The sequence below is a fragment of the Metabacillus arenae genome (assembly GCF_014773385.1).
Taxonomy (GTDB): domain Bacteria; phylum Bacillota; class Bacilli; order Bacillales; family Bacillaceae; genus Metabacillus_D; species Metabacillus_D arenae.
Genome location: NZ_JACXAI010000003.1, coordinates 71908 through 91233 on the forward strand (window position 1 = coordinate 71908; position 19326 = coordinate 91233).

Sequence of the window (19326 nt, forward strand, 5' to 3'; positions counted from 1 at the left end):
GAACTTGGAAACTCATAGAACATTGATATCATGTAGATTATCCAAAATAAAACGCTTGATATTAAAGAGATTTTCAAATTCGTCGTGATTGCTTTTTTTAAAAACTTCCCCATAAAATAGTCCTTCCATTTGTATTTATTATCATTTAAACATTACCATGGTATATCCTCAAACCCTAAAATCGAGCCCAATTCTCCCTTTCTATCTTATGGCTGGATTTTGCCCTAACAATCTCATGTCATAAAACTGATAAGCTTAAATGATTATCAAGTTTAATGGCATATTAAACATCAATATTTATAAATTAATATAAATGCTCCACAATGATTGAGGAATTTTAAACGACCTTATACAAGGTTTTAGGGAACTAAAATTGCATCTTGTAACAGCCGGGGAGGAGAGGTATGAACAGACAATTAGTTGATTGGTCACTAAAACCTGCACATGCTCATGCTTTTTATTTAACTTCTACCCAGAATATAGAACATTTTCATTATGTTAAAGGATTCACACAGCCTGTCAACGGATCAGCCTTCGATTGCCATACCCACTATTTCAGTGGGATTACGTCAAACAACAATAATCATTATCACCGTTATTATGGAAAAACAGGCCCAGCCATCCCTTTACCAGATGGATCACACGTTCACAAAATTAAAGAAAGAACCTATTTCAACTACAACGAACCTCCCGGTACTGAATATGGAGGAGTTGTTTATTCCCAGGAACCTAAAGAAAGACATGATCATTATTTCTCAGGTTACACGAAGACAGGAATTGGGTATGAACCGCCTAACTATTAAAATACACTTTTTCTATTGAGTACAGAACGGTTAAGATCACTAAAGCCATGAATTGTTTATGGAGGTTAGATTTATTAAGGGGTTATATTTACAACGTTTAGGAAATTCCAAAATAATAAACTCAATTTCTGCATTAAAATTGAGAAATTGGGCTTTTTTCGTTACACCTTAAATTTCCCCCTGCGATATAAAACATTTGCTTTTGATCTATTATCATGGACTGTTAGACATCCGTTTCCTTTGTCGAATTAAGAATAAAAACACACCAAGTAAAACGAGAAACTCACCTACGGGTTGGGTAGTCAAAAAGAGTAACACTTGTAATTAAATTGTATAGAGATAATGAAAGACGGCAAAAAAGAAGAGAATAGTTTTTCCTATTGTGTACATTAGCCGAATTTGGATATAATGAAATAGGTATTCATTTAAAAGGTTCATAATTGAGAGAGTGATTATTAGTGGGGAAAGAAAAGCTTGTGGTTCTGATTGGTCCCACTGCTGTTGGAAAAACAAATTTAAGTATTCAGCTGGCCAAAAAATTAAATGCCGAAATCATTAGTGGAGACTCTATGCAAGTATATCGCACAATGGATATAGGAACTGCAAAGATTACAGTCGACGAAATGCAAGGAGTACCTCATCATCTAATTGATATTAAGGATCCTGAGGAAGATTTCTCTGTAGCAGAATTTCAGGAAATGGTCAGAGAATTAATTGGTGAAATACATAAACGGAATAAAATGCCTATGATCGTAGGCGGAACTGGTTTATATATCCAATCTGTTCTTTATGATTATCACTTTACTGAAGAAGCGTCTGATGGTTTGTTTCGTAAACAAATGGAAGAGCTTTACCTGGAGAAAGGTATTGATCCTTTATATAATAAATTGAAAATGATTGATCCTGAGGCAATGAAAAGAATTCATCCAAATAATGTAAGGAGAGTAATCCGCGCATTAGAAATTTATCATGTAACAGGCAAAACAATGACAGAATACTTAAGTAAGCAGAAACAGGATCTTTATTATGATGATGCACTAATCGGTTTGACAATGGATCGTACGACTCTATACAATCGTATTAATAGAAGAGTTGATCTTATGATTCAAAACGGGTTAATTCAAGAAGTTAGAGAGTTATTTGAAAAAGGCGTCAAAGACTGCCAATCCATTCAAGCCATCGGATACAAAGAGCTTTACCACTATTTCGAAGGAAAAATCGATTTAGACACAGCCATAGAGCAATTAAAACAAAATTCTAGACGGTATTCAAAAAGACAGCTTACCTGGTTTCGAAATAAAATGAATGTAAAATGGTTTGACATGACACCACCTGTTAATGAATTGGAGAAAGTCAATGAAATTTTCACTTATACGGCAGGAAAGCTGGAATCTTAAGCGAATATTTAATATATATAGAGAAAATGAGGAGGACGAAACATGAAACAATCAATTAATATCCAAGACCAATTCTTAAACCAAATTCGAAAAGACAGTTCTTTTGTTACAGTCTTCTTATTAAATGGTTACCAATTAAGAGGCCAAGTAAAAGGATTTGATAACTTTACTGTATTGCTTGAAACTGAAGGCAAACAACAGTTAATTTATAAACACGCTATTTCAACTTTTGCCCCTCAAAAGAACGTGCAATTCGAAATGGAATAAAAAAGATTGAAAAGATCTTAAGTATTAAAACTTAGGATCTTTTTTCTTTGCATCCAACTTTAGTCTTCAAGCTTAAGAGAAACGAGGAAGATAAGGAGGATGATTAAAGGATCCTGGCATCATCTGATTTAACATAGAAGTAAGATGACACCAATAGCAATCCTCCTAGCAATATGAACCTCATACCTCCACTAAGCTGCCTTCAAGTAAGATAGAAGTTTCCCTTTACCCCACTTTTAATGGGCTTTTAGATAAACCATCTGACCTTAATAGTCCGATTGGTGCAGGCTCATCATCAGAAAAACGCTGATGAAAGTTTCACTTTATAAAACAATTTAATGGTTTGTCCCACAAGAGGAAGTGAATATAATGAAATAATGAATATTTCTTGGGAAAGCGCAAATTGTAACATATTTCGTAAAATATATGAAAAATAAGAAAGAAATTTATCTAATTATGCCTAAAATTTCATTGAGCTAGGCATTTATCACAAATTTGTTCATATGACGTATACTACTAGAAATTGTGAGGTGAGCCCAAATGGACCAAGCCGTTACGTATAAGGATAATGGTCAAATCAACATCATTTTAAATGGACAAAAAAATGGAAAACAAGAGATGAAAAGCTCCTCCACATATGATATCGTCATTCCAAAAAGTGAGATGAAGCATGCCGTTTTAAAAGAGATCGAGGAAGAAATGAGCACTCTTGTTGGTATGGATGAAATGAAACAAATGATAAAAGAAATATATGCCTGGATTTTTATTAATAAAAAAAGGGAGGAACAAGGTCTTAAGGCAGGAAAGCAGGCTCTTCATATGATGTTTAAAGGAAATCCCGGTACAGGAAAAACAACAGTTGCCCGATTGATTGGAAAATTGTTTTTTCAAATGAATGTGTTATCAAAGGGTCATCTAATTGAAGCTGAGCGGGCAGATCTTGTAGGGGAATACATTGGCCACACAGCTCAAAAAACAAGAGATTTAATAAAAAAAGCCGTTGGAGGAATTCTTTTTATTGATGAAGCCTATTCTTTGGCAAGAGGAGGAGAAAAGGATTTTGGAAAAGAAGCCATTGATACGCTTGTAAAACACATGGAGGATAAGCAACATGACTTCATATTAATTCTTGCAGGCTATTCAAGAGAAATGGATCATTTTCTTTCCCTTAATCCAGGCTTACAATCACGCTTTCCATTAGTCATGCAGTTTCCTGATTACTCTGTTGATCAATTGATGGAAATTTCAAGAAGAATGGTCATCGATAGAGAATATACGTTTAGCAAAGACGCTGAATGGAAGCTTCAGGATCATTTAATGACTGTTAAAAGCACGACCAACCCATCCCAATTTAGTAACGGTAGATATGTGAGAAATATTATTGAAAAGTCAATCCGTTCTCAAGCAATGAGATTACTGCTGGCCGACCGCTATCATCGAGAAGATCTTGTGACTATCAACAGTTGTGACATTGTTTTTAAAGAGTAAAGCCGTATATATGCGGCTTTTTATTTATATAAAACGATTTAAAGCTAACTTTTTTATTCATTTAAACCCAATCATCTAAGCATATAAACGGGGCAAGCATAGGTTAGATTTGTCCAACTTTAAGAGTGGAAAGCGCCCATGAGAGAAGTTTAACTTTATAGTGCCCGTTTGTGCTCATCTTGTTTACTAGCGAATAATGATCTATGTGGGAGCTTCCATTTAAATGTATAGGAAAGGACTCTTAATACGACAATAATGACAAATAATACATAAAGGTGAAAAGACGACTGTGCAAACCCGAATCCAATTACCAGCCCTGCTAAAACAGCCCATGCAGCATAAATTTCAGCTCTTAAAACAAGCGGTTTTCTTCCTGCTAAAACGTCCCGAATAATTCCCCCGCCGCTTCCTGTTAAAACAGCTGCTACGATAACGGCGCTAATGGGATGACCCATTTTGTACGCAAATAAAGCCCCTTGGATGGCAAATGCCGAAAGTCCGATAGCATCTGTGAAGTTTCCCCATGTATGCCAATGTCTTAACATTTTTTGCGGGAATAAAAAGACGATCGTCATCGCTCCTAAGGCAATTTGAAATAACATTCCCTGTTCCCAAAGAGCTGTGATCGGAACCCCAATTAATAAATTTCGGATGGCTCCGCCTCCAAACGCTGTGACGATCCCAAGAATATAAACTCCCAAAATATCATATTTCTCTTCCATTGCGATAATTGCTCCGCTAATAGCGAAGGCGATAGTCCCGATAATGTTAAGTACTTCCCATGTCATAAGCATATCTCCTAATTGTTTGTTCTTACGTGTAACCGATATGATTTTATATGACATTGGTTGGTTAAAGCAATGGTTTTTTAGAAAAGATGATAGAAAAAAAACTTCTATTTGATATGATAGGACTGTTACCTTTAAATTTTAAAACCGAAAGGAAACTGCAATTGAAAGAAATCGAGCGGAACCAAAAAGAAAAAGTTATCATAATCGCCTGCCAGCTCCCTTTAGTTTCTAATGATCATTTTGAAAATTCTTTAGAAGAATTGCACTCTCTTACAAAAACGGCGAACGGTATTGTTCTGACTGAAGCTACTCAAAAAAGAGATCGTATCCATCCGTCAACATATATTGGAAAAGGTAAATTAGAAGAGCTTTCTGGACTTGTTGAACAATTAGAGCCTGACTTAGTCATTGTTAATGATGAATTATCACCCAGCCAGCTAAAAAATTTAACGAACACATTAGGCTTAAAAGTTATTGATCGGACTCAGCTCATTTTAGATATTTTCGCGTCCAGAGCCCGTACAAAAGAAGGAAAGCTGCAAGTAGAGCTTGCTCAATTGGAATATTTATTACCACGATTAATCGGTCAAGGAATCCATTTGTCCAGACAGGGAGGAGGAATTGGAACTAGAGGGCCTGGAGAAACTCAGCTTGAAACAGATAGACGACATATCCGAAATAGGATTGTTGATATTAAAGCACAATTGAAACAAGTGTTAGAACATAGAGTAAGATATCGCGCGCGAAGAAAAAAGAATCAGGTGCTCCAAGTGGCGCTTGTTGGGTATACAAATGCTGGGAAATCAACTCTATTTAATCGTCTGTCTAAATCAGAAAGCTATGAAGAAGATTTACTTTTCGCGACATTAGACCCAATGACAAGGATGATGGTTCTTCCTTCAGGTTTCCGTACGCTTCTAACAGATACAGTCGGTTTCATTCAGGACCTCCCAACTACGTTAGTGGCTGCTTTTAGATCAACCCTAGAGGAGGTAAAAGAAGCAGATCTTATTTTACATATAGTGGATAGTTCAAATGAAGATTATCAAAACCATGAAAAAACAGTATACAAATTATTAGAAGAACTTGAAGTGAAAGAAATACCAATTTTAACTGTTTATAACAAATCAGATCAAATTTGCGAAGCATTTGTAGCCTCTCCAAAGGAAGAGTTTATAAAAATTTCTGCTTTCGACTTAAATGATGTAAAACGGTTAAAAGTTGCCATTGAAAATCGAATGAAAGCAGAAATGATGGTTGTCTACTCTGTCGAATTATCACCAGAAGAAGGAAAAATCTTATCTAAATTAAAAACGGAATCATTAATAGAACAGTTTTCTTTTGATGAAAATAAAGATGTCTATCAAATTAAAGGAAGGATTCAACCTACCCATCCTTTAGTAACAAAATTGAATCAATGGAACGGGAAAGGAAAGTAAAATGTTTGAAAATCTACAATATGGTAAGGAAATAGAAACAATTGCCTCAAAGGCAGAGGCACAGATAGGCCCTCTCCATAATGAAATTGATCGTATGGCTGAATCTAATCAATACAGAGTTCTTGAAAGCTTTCGTAAACATAAAGTGAGTGATTCCCATTTCATGCCAACCACAGGATATGGTTACGATGATATAGGCAGAGAAACCTTAGAACGGATTTATGCAGACGTGTTCGGAGGAGAAGCAGGTCTTGTTCGCCCTCAAATTATTTCTGGAACACACGCTATTTCCATCGCTTTATTTGGAGTATTAAGACCAAACGATGAACTAATCTATATTACTGGCAAACCTTACGATACTTTAGAGGAAATTGTAGGGCTCCGTGGAAGCGGAGTAGGTTCTCTAAAGGAATATCACATTAATTATAAGACGATTGATTTAACATCAAATGGTTCTGTCAATTTCGAAAAAGTAAAGAAAGCTATAACTGAAAAAACGAAAATGATTGGAATTCAACGGTCAAAAGGGTATGCTAACCGCCCCTCATTCACCATACAAGAAATTGAACAAATGGTTCAGTTTGTGAAGTCTATCAAAAAGGATGTTGTAGTTTTTGTAGATAATTGTTATGGTGAGTTTGTAGAGGAAAAAGAACCAACCCATATAGGTGCAGATCTTATCGCAGGCTCCTTAATAAAAAATCCAGGAGGAGGCCTTGCAAAAACCGGCGGTTACATAGTAGGAAAAAAAGAATTGGTTGAAGCTTGCTCTTACCGGATGACTTCACCTGGCATAGGAGCGGAGGCAGGGGCTTCCTTATATAGTTTACAAGAGATGTATCAAGGGTTTTTCCTAGCTCCTCATGTAGTTGCTCAAGCTTTAAAAGGTGCTGTTTTTACTGCTTGCTTTTTAGAAAAACTAGGGATGCAGACCAATCCCAAATGGGATAGTAAACGGACTGATCTTATCCAATCCGTTCAATTTAATGATGCAAAAATGATGGTGGAATTTTGTCAAAGCATCCAGTATGCATCGCCGATTAACTCTCATGTAACACCCTATCCTAACTATATGCCGGGCTATGAAGATGATGTGATTATGGCTGCTGGAACTTTTATTCAAGGGGCGAGCATAGAGTTATCAGCGGACGGCCCTCTAAGAGCTCCATATGTAGCATATGTTCAAGGCGGTCTCACCTATTCCCATGTAAAAATTGCTGTTTGTTCTGCAATTGATGTATTATTATTGAAAGGGTTAATCATACTATAAAGGAAGGAGGGGTTTCTATAATTTTTTTCTGAAATGATGTTATATTTTCTCACATAGTATTGACGCATTATCTTACATAGAATATAATGAGGGTAAGTTAAACAAAGGAGGGAATGAAATGAGTGACAACATTCGCCGCTCAATGCCTTTATTCCCGATCGGGATTGTTATGCAGCTAACTGACTTAACTGCCAGACAAATTCGATATTATGAAGAAAATGACCTTGTTAAACCAGCAAGGACAGAAAGCAACAGAAGGCTCTTTTCTTTTAATGATGTAGATACATTATTAGAGATTAGAAGTTTAATTGAGCAAGGGGTAAATATGGCCGGCATTAAACAAATTTTTGCTAGGAAAGAGCAGGAAAATTCTGCCGCCAAAAGTTTTGAACAGCAAACAAAACCTGTTCAAAAACCTGAATTATCTGATGAGCAGCTTCGAAAACTATTAAAAGCTGAACTCATGCAAGCAGGTCGGTTCCAAAGAGCGACTTTGCGCCAGGGAGACATGTCAAGATTCTTCCATTAATATTGTTAGCACTAACATTACAATAAATCTTTTTATCTTTGAGGAGGAAATTCAGTTATGGCTAAGTATTCAAAAGAAGATATCGTACGATTAGTACAAGAAGAAAACGTTAAGTATATTCGCTTACAATTCACAGACATTCTAGGAACAATTAAAAATGTGGAGATCCCAGTAAGCCAATTAGAAAAGGCTTTAGATAATAAAATGATGTTTGATGGATCTTCAATCGAAGGATTTGTTCGGATCGAAGAATCTGACATGTACTTATATCCAGACCTTGATACATTTGTTATTTTCCCATGGACTTCTGAGAAAGGCAAAGTAGCACGTTTCATCTGTGACATTTACAATCCTGATGGAACTCCATTTGACGGAGATCCACGAAATAACTTAAAACGTATCTTAAAGGAAATGGAAGATCTAGGTTTCACAGATTTCAACTTGGGACCAGAACCTGAATTTTTCTTATTCAAATTAGATGAAAAAGGTGAACCAACACTTGAATTAAACGACAAAGGTGGTTACTTCGATTTAGCTCCAACTGATCTAGGTGAAAACTGCCGCCGCGATATCGTTTTAGAATTAGAAGAAATGGGCTTTGAAATTGAAGCATCTCACCATGAGGTTGCTCCTGGACAGCACGAAATTGATTTTAAATATGCAAGTGCAATTAGAGCGTGTGACGACATTCAAACATTTAAGCTTGTTGTTAAAACGATTGCTCGTAAGCACGGTTTACATGCGACTTTCATGCCAAAACCATTGTTTGGTGTAAATGGTTCCGGAATGCACTGTAACTTATCTTTATTCAGCAATGGTGAAAACAAATTCTATGATACAAAAGGCGATCTTGAACTAAGCGAAACTGCTAGACAGTTTATTGCTGGAATCATTAAACATGCTCATAGCTTTACTGCTGTAACAAACCCTACAGTTAACTCTTATAAGCGTTTAGTACCTGGTTATGAGGCTCCATGTTATGTTGCTTGGTCAGCACGCAACCGCAGTCCGTTAATCCGTATTCCTGCTTCCCGCGGTTTGAGTACACGCGTTGAAGTTAGAAGTGTAGATCCTGCAGCAAATCCATATTTAGCAATGGCTGTTTTACTTGCCGCTGGTCTTGACGGAATTAAAAATAATTTATCTGCACCAAAACCAGTTGACCGTAACATTTACGTAATGTCTAAAGAAGAGCGTGAAGAGAATGGCATCGTAGATCTTCCAGCTACATTAGCTCAAGCTCTTGACAGTTTAAAATCAAATGAAGTAATGGTAAACGCACTTGGCGAACATTTATTTGAACACTTCATCGAAGCAAAAGAAATTGAGTGGGATATGTTCAGAACCCAAGTTCATCCATGGGAAAGAGAGCAATACATGTCTCAATATTAATAAATAAGCCCCCGGCACTTATAGTGCTCGGGGGTTTTTTGTTGTGGGATCAAAAAGTTTAAGTTAATTAAAGGATTAACGTGTTAAAGTTGTGTATCGAAGTCCAGCGCAGGCGGACAGGACCTCCTATTGACGGCAGGCATAAGGACGGGGCGTCTTTGCCTGCCAGGCGCCATCGGCTCGAGGTCATAAGGACAATTGAAGGAAAGACTACCCCTTTGCCGAAGGCTCACCCGTGTGCTTGCTCCAGGTAATTCGAGACGCTTCTGATTTTCCTAGCTGTCCAGTGCCTCCCCGCCTGAACTCACAGACGGAAGCCTCCCTAAAAGATAAAGACAGTCTTTGTGAAGCTCCATTGGGACTTATATACCATATGTCAACTTATTTGATGATAATCAAAATGGAATTTTTTAGTAGCAGTTATGAGCAGGACAAATTAATACATGTTTATTAGGATAGTGGAAACAATAAATATGGTACTATCGGTGCCACTTAACTACGATGTGGAGGGAAATAAAGATGAATATACGTGAAGGCTTAATTCCAACTACATTAGGTACAGCTGTTACCGCAACAGGCTATGCCTTAAAACAAAAACGCCGTTCTAATAAAATGGTGGCAAATACACTATTTGGTTTTGGTTTAGCTCATGTAGTATTAGGTGCTATTGACCTCGTTCAACATCGTCGTTAATTCCCGGGAGAGCAATTAAATATGCTCTCCTTTTTTTCTTGTCCTAAATGTGGGTTTTACTGTGTGGGATTAAAAATGCAGATATGGTGTTAGGACTTTTGTTTTTTTAATGACCATGAAGTCGACTCTGTTTTTATTTTAAATTTTTGGGAATATACTCAAGGCGTATGTCCTTTGGATTCAGGATGAGTGTGAAATAATTTCAACAACTTTCCTGAAAAACTATTGTAGAATTATTGCAGAGAAATTTATCCCCAAATTGGCTGCAGATTTTACTTATTATCTTTCCTCAGAGAAAAGTTAAAGGGCTCGTCAATCGGCGAAAAGCATAAGACGAGCTAACAAAATGGTTATTCTATTACCTATTGACTGAGTGATGGAATTATTAATGCAATAAATTAATAACGCTGCAAGCACACTATAGTGAATGCAGCGAAGCCTTTAATGAATCGTACGATAAACACCAATTACTTTCCCTAATATACTTACATTCCGCAAAATAATCGGTTCCATTGTTGAGTTTTCCGGTTGAAGACGGATATAATCTTTTTCTTTGAAAAAACGTTTTACTGTTGCTTCATCCTCTTCAGTCATAGCAACAACGATATCTCCATTATTTGCGGTCTTTTGTTGTCTGACAATCACATAATCCCGGTCAAGAATGCCTGCCTCAATCATACTGTCACCCATAATTTCTAACATAAAAACAGGGTCGTCCATTGGAGCTAGACGGTCAGGTAAAGGAAAATACTCTTCAATATTCTCCACGGCAGTGATAGGCAAACCAGCAGTTACTTTCCCGATAACCGGCACATTTACCACGCTGCTGCGAGGAATGTGTGCTGCTTCCTCTTCTTCCAGTATTTCAATGGCTCTTGGTTTAGTTGGATCTCGGCGAATTAAACCCTTGCTTTCGAGTCTGGCAAGGTGGCCATGAACTGTAGAGCTTGACGCCAGCCCTACTGCCTCGCCAATTTCTCGAACGGAAGGAGGGTAGCCCTTCTTTCTTACTTCTTCTTTTATATAGCTTAAAATATCTTGTTGCCGTTTCGATAGTTTTGTCATTTTTTACACCTCGGAACGCTAATTTATGTCGATTATAGCATGATTTTCCTAAATATACAAACATAAGTTCGTGAAAATAGTTGACAGAAACATCTGTTCGCATTTATAATTTGGAATATCAAATACGAACAAACATTCTACAGGGGTGAATTTTGTTGAAAAAAGATTCTTTGTACTTTATTGCTACTTTTATTGGGTTAATGATGATAGCAGTTTTTGTTTTATCTGTTACAGGGGAACAAGAAAACTTAGACCATTATGTTAAAATAGAAATTCATGAAGGGGATACCCTTTGGGATATAGCAGAAACATACGAAGAGAATCACAATCTCCCTAAACAGGAATTTGTAAAATGGGTTCATACAAAAAATCAGTTAAATCTTGCTGAAATTAAAGCAGGGGATACGATTGTAATTCCTGTAGAAAAATCCCAAGATCAATGGCGAAATATTGCAAGTGAAGAATAGGTGAGTGACAGTGAATGAAGGCAATCGTATATTGTAGAGTTAGTACTGATAAAGAACAGCAGGAAACGTCTCTAGAAAGACAAGAAGAAGAATTATTGCTGCTTGCAGATTCCTGCAATTTCGAAGTTGTCAAAGTCATAACAGAGAAAGCAAGCGGTTATTCAGTTGACAGAGAAGGAATATTTACTATGCTTGATATGTTCAAGCAAAAGAAGGCACAGATGCTTCTTATTCAGGATGAGACAAGGCTCGGCAGAGGAAATGCGAGAATTGCTTTAGCCCATTGTTTATTGAAAGAAGATGTGAAAATTTTCTCAATCAGCCATAACGGAAAACTTCAATTCTCGGAAGCTGACACGATGGTTTTAGATATCGTCAGCATTGTGGAGGAATACCAACGGAAAATTCATAATCTGAAGATCCAAAGGGGTATGAGAAAGGCGATAGAAAAAGGGTACACCCCATATAAGAATTTAAGGAATATTAATCAAAGTACTGGCAAGCCTAAAAAAGAGGTTCCTATCGCTGAAATTGTTCGCTTAAGAAACAACCGCCTAACCTTTGCAGATATTGCTGCTACTTTGAGAGGATTAGGATATGACATTTCAAAAGCAACGGCCCACAGACGATTTCAAGAATATATGAAACAACAAACAGATATTTAAAAAGAGACCTCCATTAACATAGAAGTGAGGTTTACTAAAGGTAGGAAATGATAAATCCCTGAAAATGTTAAAAATAATAGTTTTTAACTCTGCAATACAGAATAGTTGTATTTTATGAGATTCTTTTGTACCATGGTTTTGAAACCACAATAAGGAGTCAAATATTCATGTTGTCTAAAGATAAAATTGCACGTATCAACCAATTATCAAAAAAATCTAAAACGGTTGGTTTGTCAAATATTGAAAGTAAAGAGCAGCAGCAATTAAGAGAAGAATACCTCAAATCTTTTAGAAAATCTATGAAGAAGACATTAAAAAATGTAAAAGTTGTCGATCCAGAAGGTAACGATGTAACTCCAAATAAATTAAAACAAGAACAAAACAAAAATTTCCACTAATGAAGGAATACACCAAAATGGGATGTATTCCTTTTCGGTTTGACACCTATCTATGAAAAAGATGAAAATTTTTTTTATTAGAAAGGTTGTGATTTTTTTTATTGAAAGCTATTATTAAAAAATAACAATTGCTAAACTGAAAGGATGGTTATTTTGACACAATCTATCGAAACATTATCAATTGCAACGATCAGAACCTTATCTATCGATGCAATTGAAAAAGCAAATTCGGGGCATCCGGGAATGCCAATGGGTGCCGCACCGATGGCGTATACACTTTGGACAAGATTTATGAATCATAACCCATCTAATCCTGATTGGTTTAACAGAGACCGCTTCGTATTATCAGCTGGTCATGGATCAATGCTGTTATATAGCCTTTTACACTTGAGCGGGTATGATGTAACAATTGATGATTTGAAATCTTTCAGGCAGTGGGGAAGCAAAACTCCTGGTCATCCTGAGTATGGGCATACAGCTGGTGTTGATGCAACAACCGGTCCGCTTGGTCAAGGTATTGCAATGGCAGTTGGAATGGCTATGGCTGAAAGACATTTAGCTGAAACATACAATAAAGAAACATATAACTTGATTGATCATTATACATATGGCATTTGCGGTGATGGTGATCTAATGGAAGGTATTTCATCTGAAGCAGCATCTCTAGCTGGACACTTAAAACTGGGCCGTTTGGTTGTTCTTTATGATTCAAATGATATTTCACTTGACGGAGATTTGGACCGCTCGTTTTCTGAGAATGTTGAGCAGCGATTTGAGGCCTATGGTTGGCAAGTTATTCGTGTAGAAGACGGTAATAACTTGGAAGAGATTGCAAACGCAATTAAGGCAGCTAAAGAAAATACTGACCAACCAACATTAATTGAAGTAAAAACGACAATTGGATTCGGTTCTCCAAATCGTGCAGGAACATCAGGTGTTCATGGTGCCCCGCTTGGCAGCGAAGAGAGCAAGTTAACAAAGGAAGCTTATGCTTGGACCTTTGAACAAGACTTCCACGTACCAGAAGAAGTTTCAGCTCATTTTAACGAAGTGGTAAAAGAAGCTGGAATGAAAAAAGAAGAAGAATGGAATAAGCTTTTTGCAGATTATGAAAAAGAATATCCAGTTCTAGCGAAAGACTTAAAATCAGCAATTCAAGGAGAGCTTCCAGAAGGCTGGGATCAAGATATTCCAACGTATGAAGAAGGCAAGAGTCTTGCATCTCGTGCATCTTCTGGTGAGGTATTGAACGCTATTGCTAAGAATACGCCGTTTTTCTTTGGAGGATCTGCAGACTTAGCAGGTTCTAATAAGACTACGATTAAGAATGTGGAAGATTTTACTGCTGCAGATTACAGTGGACGGAATATTTGGTTTGGAGTTCGTGAATTTGGAATGGGAGCTGCATTAAACGGAATGGCTCTTCATGGCGGTTTAAGAGTATTCGGAGGAACATTCTTTGTGTTCTCGGATTACTTAAGACCTGCAATTCGCTTAGCTGCCATAATGAAACTGCCTGTTACCTACGTTTTTACCCATGATAGTATTGCTGTAGGTGAAGATGGACCAACACATGAACCAATTGAGCAGCTTCCTTCTTTAAGAGCGATTCCAAACCTATCAGTTATTCGTCCTGCTGATGGAAATGAAACTGCTGCAGCATGGAGATTAGCTTTACAATCAACTTCAACTCCTACAGCGTTAGTTTTAACTAGACAAAACCTCCCGACACTTAAGCACTCTGCTGAACTAGCACAAACAGGTGTAGAAAAGGGAGCATATGTTGTGTCTCCTGCTCAAAAAGAAACAGCTGATGCCTTGCTAATAGCAACAGGTTCAGAAGTTGGACTTGCTGTTGAAGCACAACAAACATTATTAAATGAAGGAATTGATGTCTCTGTAGTAAGTGTGCCTTCATGGGATCGATTCGAGTCTCAATCAGATGACTATAAGGAATCTGTTCTGCCAACATCCGTGAAAAAACGTTTAGCCATTGAAATGGCTGCTCCACTTGGTTGGGAAAGGTATACTGGCACAGAGGGAGAAATTTTAGCGATTAATACCTTTGGCGCTTCTGCCCCAGGTGAAACGATCTTAAAAGAATATGGTTTCTCAGTAGAAAATGTAATAGGACGTGTCAAAGCATTATTGAATAAATAATCCTAACAGTGCAGCGAATTAAGTTCGCTGCATTGTTTTCGTTTATTAAGTAAGATTTAGTATCGTTTTTCCGACTTGTCTATTTTAAAGCAGAAATGTTATTTCAATTCATTTATTTCAGTTTCACCCTCTTTCCTACATTCGTCTAATAATTTTCGACAAAATTAGTGTCACATTTTTCCGCTATCAGACAGAAATCGTTCCAACCTTCCGTTATAATATTCGATATTAATAACAGAACCTAATCTTTATTGATAGGGTAACGGATGGAGCAAGGGGGAAGAGGGTTGAGACATTATTCTATTTATTTAATTGAGGAAGAATTTGCAAGTCATTATTTTGGGCGTGAATCAAAAATATTTCATCTTTTCCAAGAGTATCATTGGACAAGCACCAACAATAAACAGTATGAGACAATTACAAAACAGATTGAGTATATAACAAAATCTATTCCAGTCTTTTATATACATCATCTTGTAGGTATGTTTTTGCAGTCACGTAAAGGATATCAGAGAGTGGAGCAGGTTCATAAAATTGTGCTGGATAATAATAGAGGGAATGCTACTTTAATTGTAAAAGAACGGTACTTAGAGTTAACCTCTGACGGCCAGGTGGAAGCCGAAACAATTTTTTTTGAGATTTTAAGGAAATTTGATCCGTGTTTTTTAGCTATGGATTTTCATGCAGAAAGATATGGATGGTTAAATCCGATAAAGGAAAGAAATTTTGTCTAAATAGGCAGAAATTATGGAGTAAATGTTGTATAATAACCTTTGGTTTAGTACACTGTAAAATAGACAACTTGAAGGAGGAAGAACTATGGATTTATGGGTTGTTATTCTAGTTGGAGTTCTTGCGTTAATCGCAGGAGTCGCTCTAGGATTTTTCATCGCTCGTAAATATATGATGACATACTTAAAGAAAAACCCACCAATTAACGAACAAATGCTGCGGATGATGATGATGCAAATGGGAATGAAACCATCTCAAAAGAAAATAAATCAAATGATGAAGGCAATGAATAATCAAATGAAATAGTGTATCCTTATGAGACATAAGGGTTTATCATTATATTAAAAAGGAATTTTAAGGTGAATTATTCAACCTATACAAGGTCAAAGGGTGAATCCTTCATCCTAAATTTCTTTTTTGATGCCTAATCTTTCATTTTCTAATCCAAAACCACTTTTCCTATTGGAAACTAACCAAAGGAAGGTGGTTTTTATGTTTTTAGAGAATATTTTATGGAGAATGTCTTTATCATTCGAGGATTGTTATATGTAACATAAGGGAAACATCAATTCTTGAGATTGAGCAGGGTAATAAAGGGAGTCCTCTTTATCAATTTTTCATTCAGCCTTATATGCTATAGGAACTGTCTTAGGAGGGGAATGGCACGTCTTCTTCTTTTTCAAGTCAACTACAGTTCGGCCTTAGCAGGAAGAACTCCCACGTCATTTGACACGGGAGAGAAAACAAAATGTGGTTTTTGTGTATGTGCAGTTGAGCCTGGGATATGAAGGCCTAGCCATGAAAAGCATCTATTTATCTATATCTTCTTCTCTCTTCTGGCAATATAAAAAGAGATTGCTACAGCTGTTGCTAATAAAAGTGAATAAATGCTTCTTCCTCCAATTAAAAGCGTTAGGACAATTCCTAGTAATCCAAATGATATCAAACCTGTAATAAATCCTCTGTTTCTTATAAAAACTCTGTAAAGTAATTCTCCGATTAGACAACAAGGAAGTAAATATATCCATCCAGAAAGAATAACTGTTGGTAGTAGTTCTCTTATAAAACCTAAAAAAGAATCTATAAAGACACTAGAAAAGCCTGCTTGAAGAGGAACTACAATACAGTTATTTATAAAAATAAAAATGATGGCAACTAGATAAGTCGTTAAAAATCCTAATCCGAATTTCATAAATTAGATCTCCGTCACATAAGAAAATTTTTTAGGCTGCTTTTTGAACTCCATCTCTTAAATCTCCTATCCCATCTTACACATTCCTATCTTTCTGTTCGTTGACGATACAGCCTAACAAACTAGCATCTCCAGAAATATCTTTTTAGAAACATTCTAATTAGCTTTATCAACTATTACAAATGGCCTTAATGAGTAATTGCCAGGAGAAAAGGCTTTATTAAACAAGCATGAGAATACTATTAACATTGTTCTAGGAGACATAACTGTTTCAACCTTAAAAATATTTACTGGAAGTTATGGATAGAATTGAAGCGGTGTGCGAGAATGAGTAAGAATCCAGGCACAGGCTATTAAAAAAGTAGTTTCAATGAAAGGTTATTCAATTTATTAAAGCATTTCTTTTAATGAATTATCAAGAAAAAAACATGACTGAATTTTTATTTTTATGAAATCACCTAAAGCACTACTTGGAAAGAATAATGAAAAGAATATATGCCTTATTGTTAGGATTAGCTATATTACTCATTAGGTTGGCTATGCGCTGGATCCTGAAAAATGCATCGTTAATATTTTATCGAACAGAGACTTTTCGATAAAATAATAGAGACACGCAAAAGCGTGTCAATGTATTTAGTCAATTCATATTATTTCCCGGTTTAAATAATTTCTGATATTGGAGTAACAGGAGGTCAAGTTCTTGACTCTGTTTTAATGATAATGAAGAAGTCATCCCATTTTTTAGAGCGATTTCAATAAGTTCATTTCTTTTTTGTTCAATCTTAACTAGTAATTCCTGTTTAGACACGCTTATTAACCCCTTCTATTTATAAATAGAGCAAGTAATATACTTTCTATTATCTCTATTAATTATAAAAGATAAAATATAAAGTTGAATATTTTTGGAAGAGTTGTTAAAAAACTGACATAAAACTGTCATATGTAGAAATATATCTATGTTGTTATTATTTTGCTATTATAAGATGAAAGAGAGGAGTCGAGCGAATTGGCTGATGTAAACATTTTCTTAGCATTCGGCGCTGGATTTTTATCATTTATTTCTCCTTGTTGCTTACCATTATACCCAGCGTTTTTGTCATACATAACAGGAGTTTCGGTTGGAGAATTAAAATCAGAAAACGCCATGCTGCAAAAAAGAAGCCTGCTCCATACATTGTTCTTTCTCGTAGGTTTTTCCATCATTTTTGTTGCTTTAGGTTTTAGCGCTTCTTTTATTGGTACATTTTTTATTGACTATCAGGATTTAATCAGGCAGATAGGGGCCATCTTAATCGTTTTCTTTGGTTTAGTCATATTAGGAGTTTTTAAACCTTCCTTTTTAATGAAAGAACATCGAATGGAATTTAAAAGCAGACCCTCAGGATTTATTGGTTCTATTATAATTGGAATGGCATTTGCTGGTGGGTGGACTCCATGTACCGGTCCTATATTAGCTGCTGTTATAAGTTTAGGGGCAACTAATCCTGACTCAGCTATTGTTTATATGATTGCCTATATTCTAGGGTTTGCGATTCCATTCTTTTGCTTATCTTTTTTTATTGGAAGACTTGGGTGGATCAAGAGACACAATGCAGTAATAATGAAAATTGGCGGAACCTTAATGATTGTCATGGGGATCATGTTATTTTTTAACTGGATGACCTCCATTATTATTGTTCTTTCTGATATGTTTGGCGGATTTAGAGGGTTTTAGATGAGGTTATTATTTTTTTATTTAAATATGTTAAAAGGTGAAGAAATTAGCCATTTAGCTTTCTTGCTTAATGGTTTTTTCCAATGAAATAACGTATAATAAATCTTTGGTAATAACTTTGAAAAGGGATTGATATTTATGGCACTTGATTCCCAGGCAGCTGTTATTTTATCAACTGTTATGGCAGTTATGATGGCAATCGCCGTTATGTTCATTAGAATAAAGGCTTCTGAAAAACCTGCTACTGCTAAAAAAATTATCTTGCCCCCTTTTTTTATGAGTACAGGAGCCTTAATGTTTTTGCATCCGATGTTTCAAGTTACTTTTCTAGAAGTAGTAGAAGCCTTTTCAGTAGGTTTACTATTTTCGATTTTGTTAATCAAAACATCAAAGTTTGAAATCCGTGGTAATCATATCTATTTAAAGCGGTCCAAAGCATTTGTATTTATATTAATTGGTTTACTGATTATCAGAATCATTTTAAAAACATATCTTAGCCAATCTATTGATATAGGAGAATTAGGCGGAATGTTTTGGATATTGGCTTTCGGTATGATCGTCCCTTGGAGAATTGCTATGTATATTTCGTATAGAAAGATGGAAGAAAAACTAGAACCCCCAAATATACATGCGACTTAATGAATATAAAGAAATCCGCAAACTCACCCTAGGGCAAGCATTAACGTGAGGAAGAGTCACCTTCTGTAATATTCTTATCAGGATTATTTACGAATTTGTTTCTGTTAACATAAAAAAGAGGTCTGTCCCTTATTGCGGTAGCAAAAGGAGCAGGCCTCTTTCAGTATATCTTTCCCCAGCTTTCAGGTAGAAACAAACACAAATACCCTAGATGTCTGGCTGGTT

General features: G+C 36.1%; 21 protein-coding genes. 17 read left to right on the top strand and 4 right to left on the bottom strand.

Annotated features, from left to right (window positions below; all coding sequences use genetic code 11):
- Positions 1–404: 404 nt before the first annotated feature.
- The 4 genes from IC621_RS03595 to spoVK all read left to right on the top strand — a co-directional run bounded on the left by IC621_RS03595 (position 405) and on the right by spoVK (position 3955).
- Entirely contained in the window at positions 405–803 is a 399-nt protein-coding gene (locus tag IC621_RS03595; RefSeq protein WP_191155826.1) for a YmaF family protein, read from the top strand.
- Positions 804–1261: 458 nt separating this feature from the next.
- On the top strand, positions 1262–2200 hold the full coding sequence (gene miaA / locus IC621_RS03600) for a tRNA (adenosine(37)-N6)-dimethylallyltransferase MiaA (protein WP_191155828.1): 939 nt from the start codon (positions 1262–1264) through the stop codon (positions 2198–2200).
- Between the two features lie 42 nt (positions 2201–2242).
- On the top strand, positions 2243–2467 hold the full coding sequence (gene hfq, locus IC621_RS03605; RefSeq protein ID WP_191155830.1) for an RNA chaperone Hfq: 225 nt from the start codon (positions 2243–2245) through the stop codon (positions 2465–2467).
- Positions 2468–3007: 540 nt separating this feature from the next.
- Positions 3008–3955: a stage V sporulation protein K gene (spoVK, locus tag IC621_RS03610; protein ID WP_191155832.1), complete on the top strand. Its 948-nt coding sequence runs from the start codon at positions 3008–3010 to the stop codon at positions 3953–3955.
- A 155-nt stretch (positions 3956–4110) separates the two neighbouring features.
- On the opposite strand, the gene IC621_RS03615 is transcribed toward spoVK, so the two are convergent.
- Positions 4111–4743: a trimeric intracellular cation channel family protein gene (locus IC621_RS03615; RefSeq protein ID WP_191155834.1), complete on the bottom strand. Its 633-nt coding sequence runs from the start codon at positions 4741–4743 to the stop codon at positions 4111–4113.
- Positions 4744–4916: 173 nt separating this feature from the next.
- Between IC621_RS03615 and hflX the strand changes: the two genes are divergently transcribed.
- The 5 genes from hflX (at position 4917) to IC621_RS03640 (ending at position 10069) form a co-directional block, all read left to right on the top strand.
- Positions 4917–6185 (top strand): GTPase HflX, encoded by a 1269-nt coding sequence (gene hflX / locus IC621_RS03620; protein ID WP_396652970.1) that lies wholly within the window; start codon positions 4917–4919, stop codon positions 6183–6185.
- A gap of 1 nt (position 6186) precedes the next feature.
- Positions 6187–7455: a methionine gamma-lyase family protein gene (locus tag IC621_RS03625; protein ID WP_191155836.1), complete on the top strand. Its 1269-nt coding sequence runs from the start codon at positions 6187–6189 to the stop codon at positions 7453–7455.
- A 118-nt stretch (positions 7456–7573) separates the two neighbouring features.
- Positions 7574–7984 (top strand): MerR family transcriptional regulator, encoded by a 411-nt coding sequence (locus IC621_RS03630; RefSeq protein WP_191155838.1) that lies wholly within the window; start codon positions 7574–7576, stop codon positions 7982–7984.
- Positions 7985–8041: 57 nt separating this feature from the next.
- Complete coding sequence (glnA, locus tag IC621_RS03635) at positions 8042–9376, top strand: type I glutamate--ammonia ligase (RefSeq protein WP_191155840.1); 1335 nt, start codon at positions 8042–8044, stop codon at positions 9374–9376.
- 519 nt (positions 9377–9895) lie between these two features.
- Positions 9896–10069: an asparagine synthase gene (locus tag IC621_RS03640; protein WP_191155842.1), complete on the top strand. Its 174-nt coding sequence runs from the start codon at positions 9896–9898 to the stop codon at positions 10067–10069.
- Between the two features lie 441 nt (positions 10070–10510).
- Here IC621_RS03640 and lexA read toward each other — a convergent pair whose 3' ends face one another.
- The gene (gene lexA, locus IC621_RS03645) at positions 10511–11134 is read right to left on the bottom strand and encodes a transcriptional repressor LexA (protein ID WP_191155843.1); all 624 of its coding nucleotides are present in this window, start codon (positions 11132–11134) and stop codon (positions 10511–10513) included.
- Positions 11135–11289: 155 nt separating this feature from the next.
- Here lexA and yneA point away from each other — a divergent pair, with 155 nt between their 5' ends.
- The 6 genes from yneA to IC621_RS03675 all read left to right on the top strand — a co-directional run bounded on the left by yneA (position 11290) and on the right by IC621_RS03675 (position 15862).
- Entirely contained in the window at positions 11290–11601 is a 312-nt protein-coding gene (gene yneA, locus IC621_RS03650; RefSeq protein WP_191155845.1) for a cell division suppressor protein YneA, read from the top strand.
- A 14-nt stretch (positions 11602–11615) separates the two neighbouring features.
- A complete protein-coding gene (locus IC621_RS03655) occupies positions 11616–12266 on the top strand; it encodes a YneB family resolvase-like protein (protein WP_191155847.1) in 651 nt (216 codons plus the stop codon).
- Between the two features lie 167 nt (positions 12267–12433).
- Entirely contained in the window at positions 12434–12664 is a 231-nt protein-coding gene (locus IC621_RS03660) for a DUF896 domain-containing protein (RefSeq protein WP_191155849.1), read from the top strand.
- 144 nt (positions 12665–12808) lie between these two features.
- Positions 12809–14824 (top strand): transketolase, encoded by a 2016-nt coding sequence (tkt, locus tag IC621_RS03665; protein WP_191155851.1) that lies wholly within the window; start codon positions 12809–12811, stop codon positions 14822–14824.
- A gap of 287 nt (positions 14825–15111) precedes the next feature.
- Complete coding sequence (sirA, locus tag IC621_RS03670) at positions 15112–15558, top strand: sporulation inhibitor of replication protein SirA (RefSeq protein ID WP_224752293.1); 447 nt, start codon at positions 15112–15114, stop codon at positions 15556–15558.
- A gap of 85 nt (positions 15559–15643) precedes the next feature.
- Positions 15644–15862, top strand: a complete 219-nt coding sequence (locus tag IC621_RS03675; protein ID WP_191155855.1) for a YneF family protein — start codon at positions 15644–15646, stop codon at positions 15860–15862.
- A 511-nt stretch (positions 15863–16373) separates the two neighbouring features.
- Here IC621_RS03675 and IC621_RS03680 read toward each other — a convergent pair.
- Positions 16374–16748 carry a hypothetical protein gene (locus IC621_RS03680; RefSeq protein WP_191155857.1) on the bottom strand — a complete coding sequence of 125 codons (375 nt, stop codon included), beginning with the start codon at positions 16746–16748 and terminating at the stop codon, positions 16374–16376.
- A gap of 637 nt (positions 16749–17385) precedes the next feature.
- On the bottom strand, positions 17386–17556 hold the full coding sequence (locus IC621_RS03685) for a Spo0E family sporulation regulatory protein-aspartic acid phosphatase (RefSeq protein ID WP_191155859.1): 171 nt from the start codon (positions 17554–17556) through the stop codon (positions 17386–17388).
- Positions 17557–17754: 198 nt separating this feature from the next.
- Between IC621_RS03685 and IC621_RS03690 the strand changes: the two genes are divergently transcribed.
- The gene (locus IC621_RS03690) at positions 17755–18462 is read left to right on the top strand and encodes a cytochrome c biogenesis protein CcdA (RefSeq protein WP_191155860.1); all 708 of its coding nucleotides are present in this window, start codon (positions 17755–17757) and stop codon (positions 18460–18462) included.
- 138 nt (positions 18463–18600) lie between these two features.
- Positions 18601–19101 carry a CcdC family protein gene (locus IC621_RS03695; protein ID WP_191155863.1) on the top strand — a complete coding sequence of 167 codons (501 nt, stop codon included), beginning with the start codon at positions 18601–18603 and terminating at the stop codon, positions 19099–19101.
- The last annotated feature ends 225 nt before the right edge of the window (positions 19102–19326 follow it).

What these genes read in the sequence shown, in the direction of transcription:
- IC621_RS03595 (WP_191155826.1), top strand. Translation starts at nt 405, where the DNA reads ATGAACAGACAATTAGTTGATTGGTCACTAAAACCTGCACATGCTCAT.
- hfq (WP_191155830.1), top strand. Translation starts at nt 2,243, where the DNA reads ATGAAACAATCAATTAATATCCAAGACCAATTCTTAAACCAAATTCGA.
- spoVK (WP_191155832.1), top strand. Translation starts at nt 3,008, where the DNA reads ATGGACCAAGCCGTTACGTATAAGGATAATGGTCAAATCAACATCATT.
- IC621_RS03615 (WP_191155834.1), bottom strand. Translation starts at nt 4,743, where the DNA reads ATGACATGGGAAGTACTTAACATTATCGGGACTATCGCCTTCGCTATT.
- IC621_RS03625 (WP_191155836.1), top strand. Translation starts at nt 6,187, where the DNA reads ATGTTTGAAAATCTACAATATGGTAAGGAAATAGAAACAATTGCCTCA.
- IC621_RS03630 (WP_191155838.1), top strand. Translation starts at nt 7,574, where the DNA reads ATGAGTGACAACATTCGCCGCTCAATGCCTTTATTCCCGATCGGGATT.
- glnA (WP_191155840.1), top strand. Translation starts at nt 8,042, where the DNA reads ATGGCTAAGTATTCAAAAGAAGATATCGTACGATTAGTACAAGAAGAA.
- IC621_RS03640 (WP_191155842.1), top strand. Translation starts at nt 9,896, where the DNA reads ATGAATATACGTGAAGGCTTAATTCCAACTACATTAGGTACAGCTGTT.
- lexA (WP_191155843.1), bottom strand. Translation starts at nt 11,134, where the DNA reads ATGACAAAACTATCGAAACGGCAACAAGATATTTTAAGCTATATAAAA.
- IC621_RS03655 (WP_191155847.1), top strand. Translation starts at nt 11,616, where the DNA reads ATGAAGGCAATCGTATATTGTAGAGTTAGTACTGATAAAGAACAGCAG.
- IC621_RS03660 (WP_191155849.1), top strand. Translation starts at nt 12,434, where the DNA reads ATGTTGTCTAAAGATAAAATTGCACGTATCAACCAATTATCAAAAAAA.
- tkt (WP_191155851.1), top strand. Translation starts at nt 12,809, where the DNA reads ATGGTTATTTTGACACAATCTATCGAAACATTATCAATTGCAACGATC.
- IC621_RS03675 (WP_191155855.1), top strand. Translation starts at nt 15,644, where the DNA reads ATGGATTTATGGGTTGTTATTCTAGTTGGAGTTCTTGCGTTAATCGCA.
- IC621_RS03680 (WP_191155857.1), bottom strand. Translation starts at nt 16,748, where the DNA reads ATGAAATTCGGATTAGGATTTTTAACGACTTATCTAGTTGCCATCATT.
- IC621_RS03695 (WP_191155863.1), top strand. Translation starts at nt 18,601, where the DNA reads ATGGCACTTGATTCCCAGGCAGCTGTTATTTTATCAACTGTTATGGCA.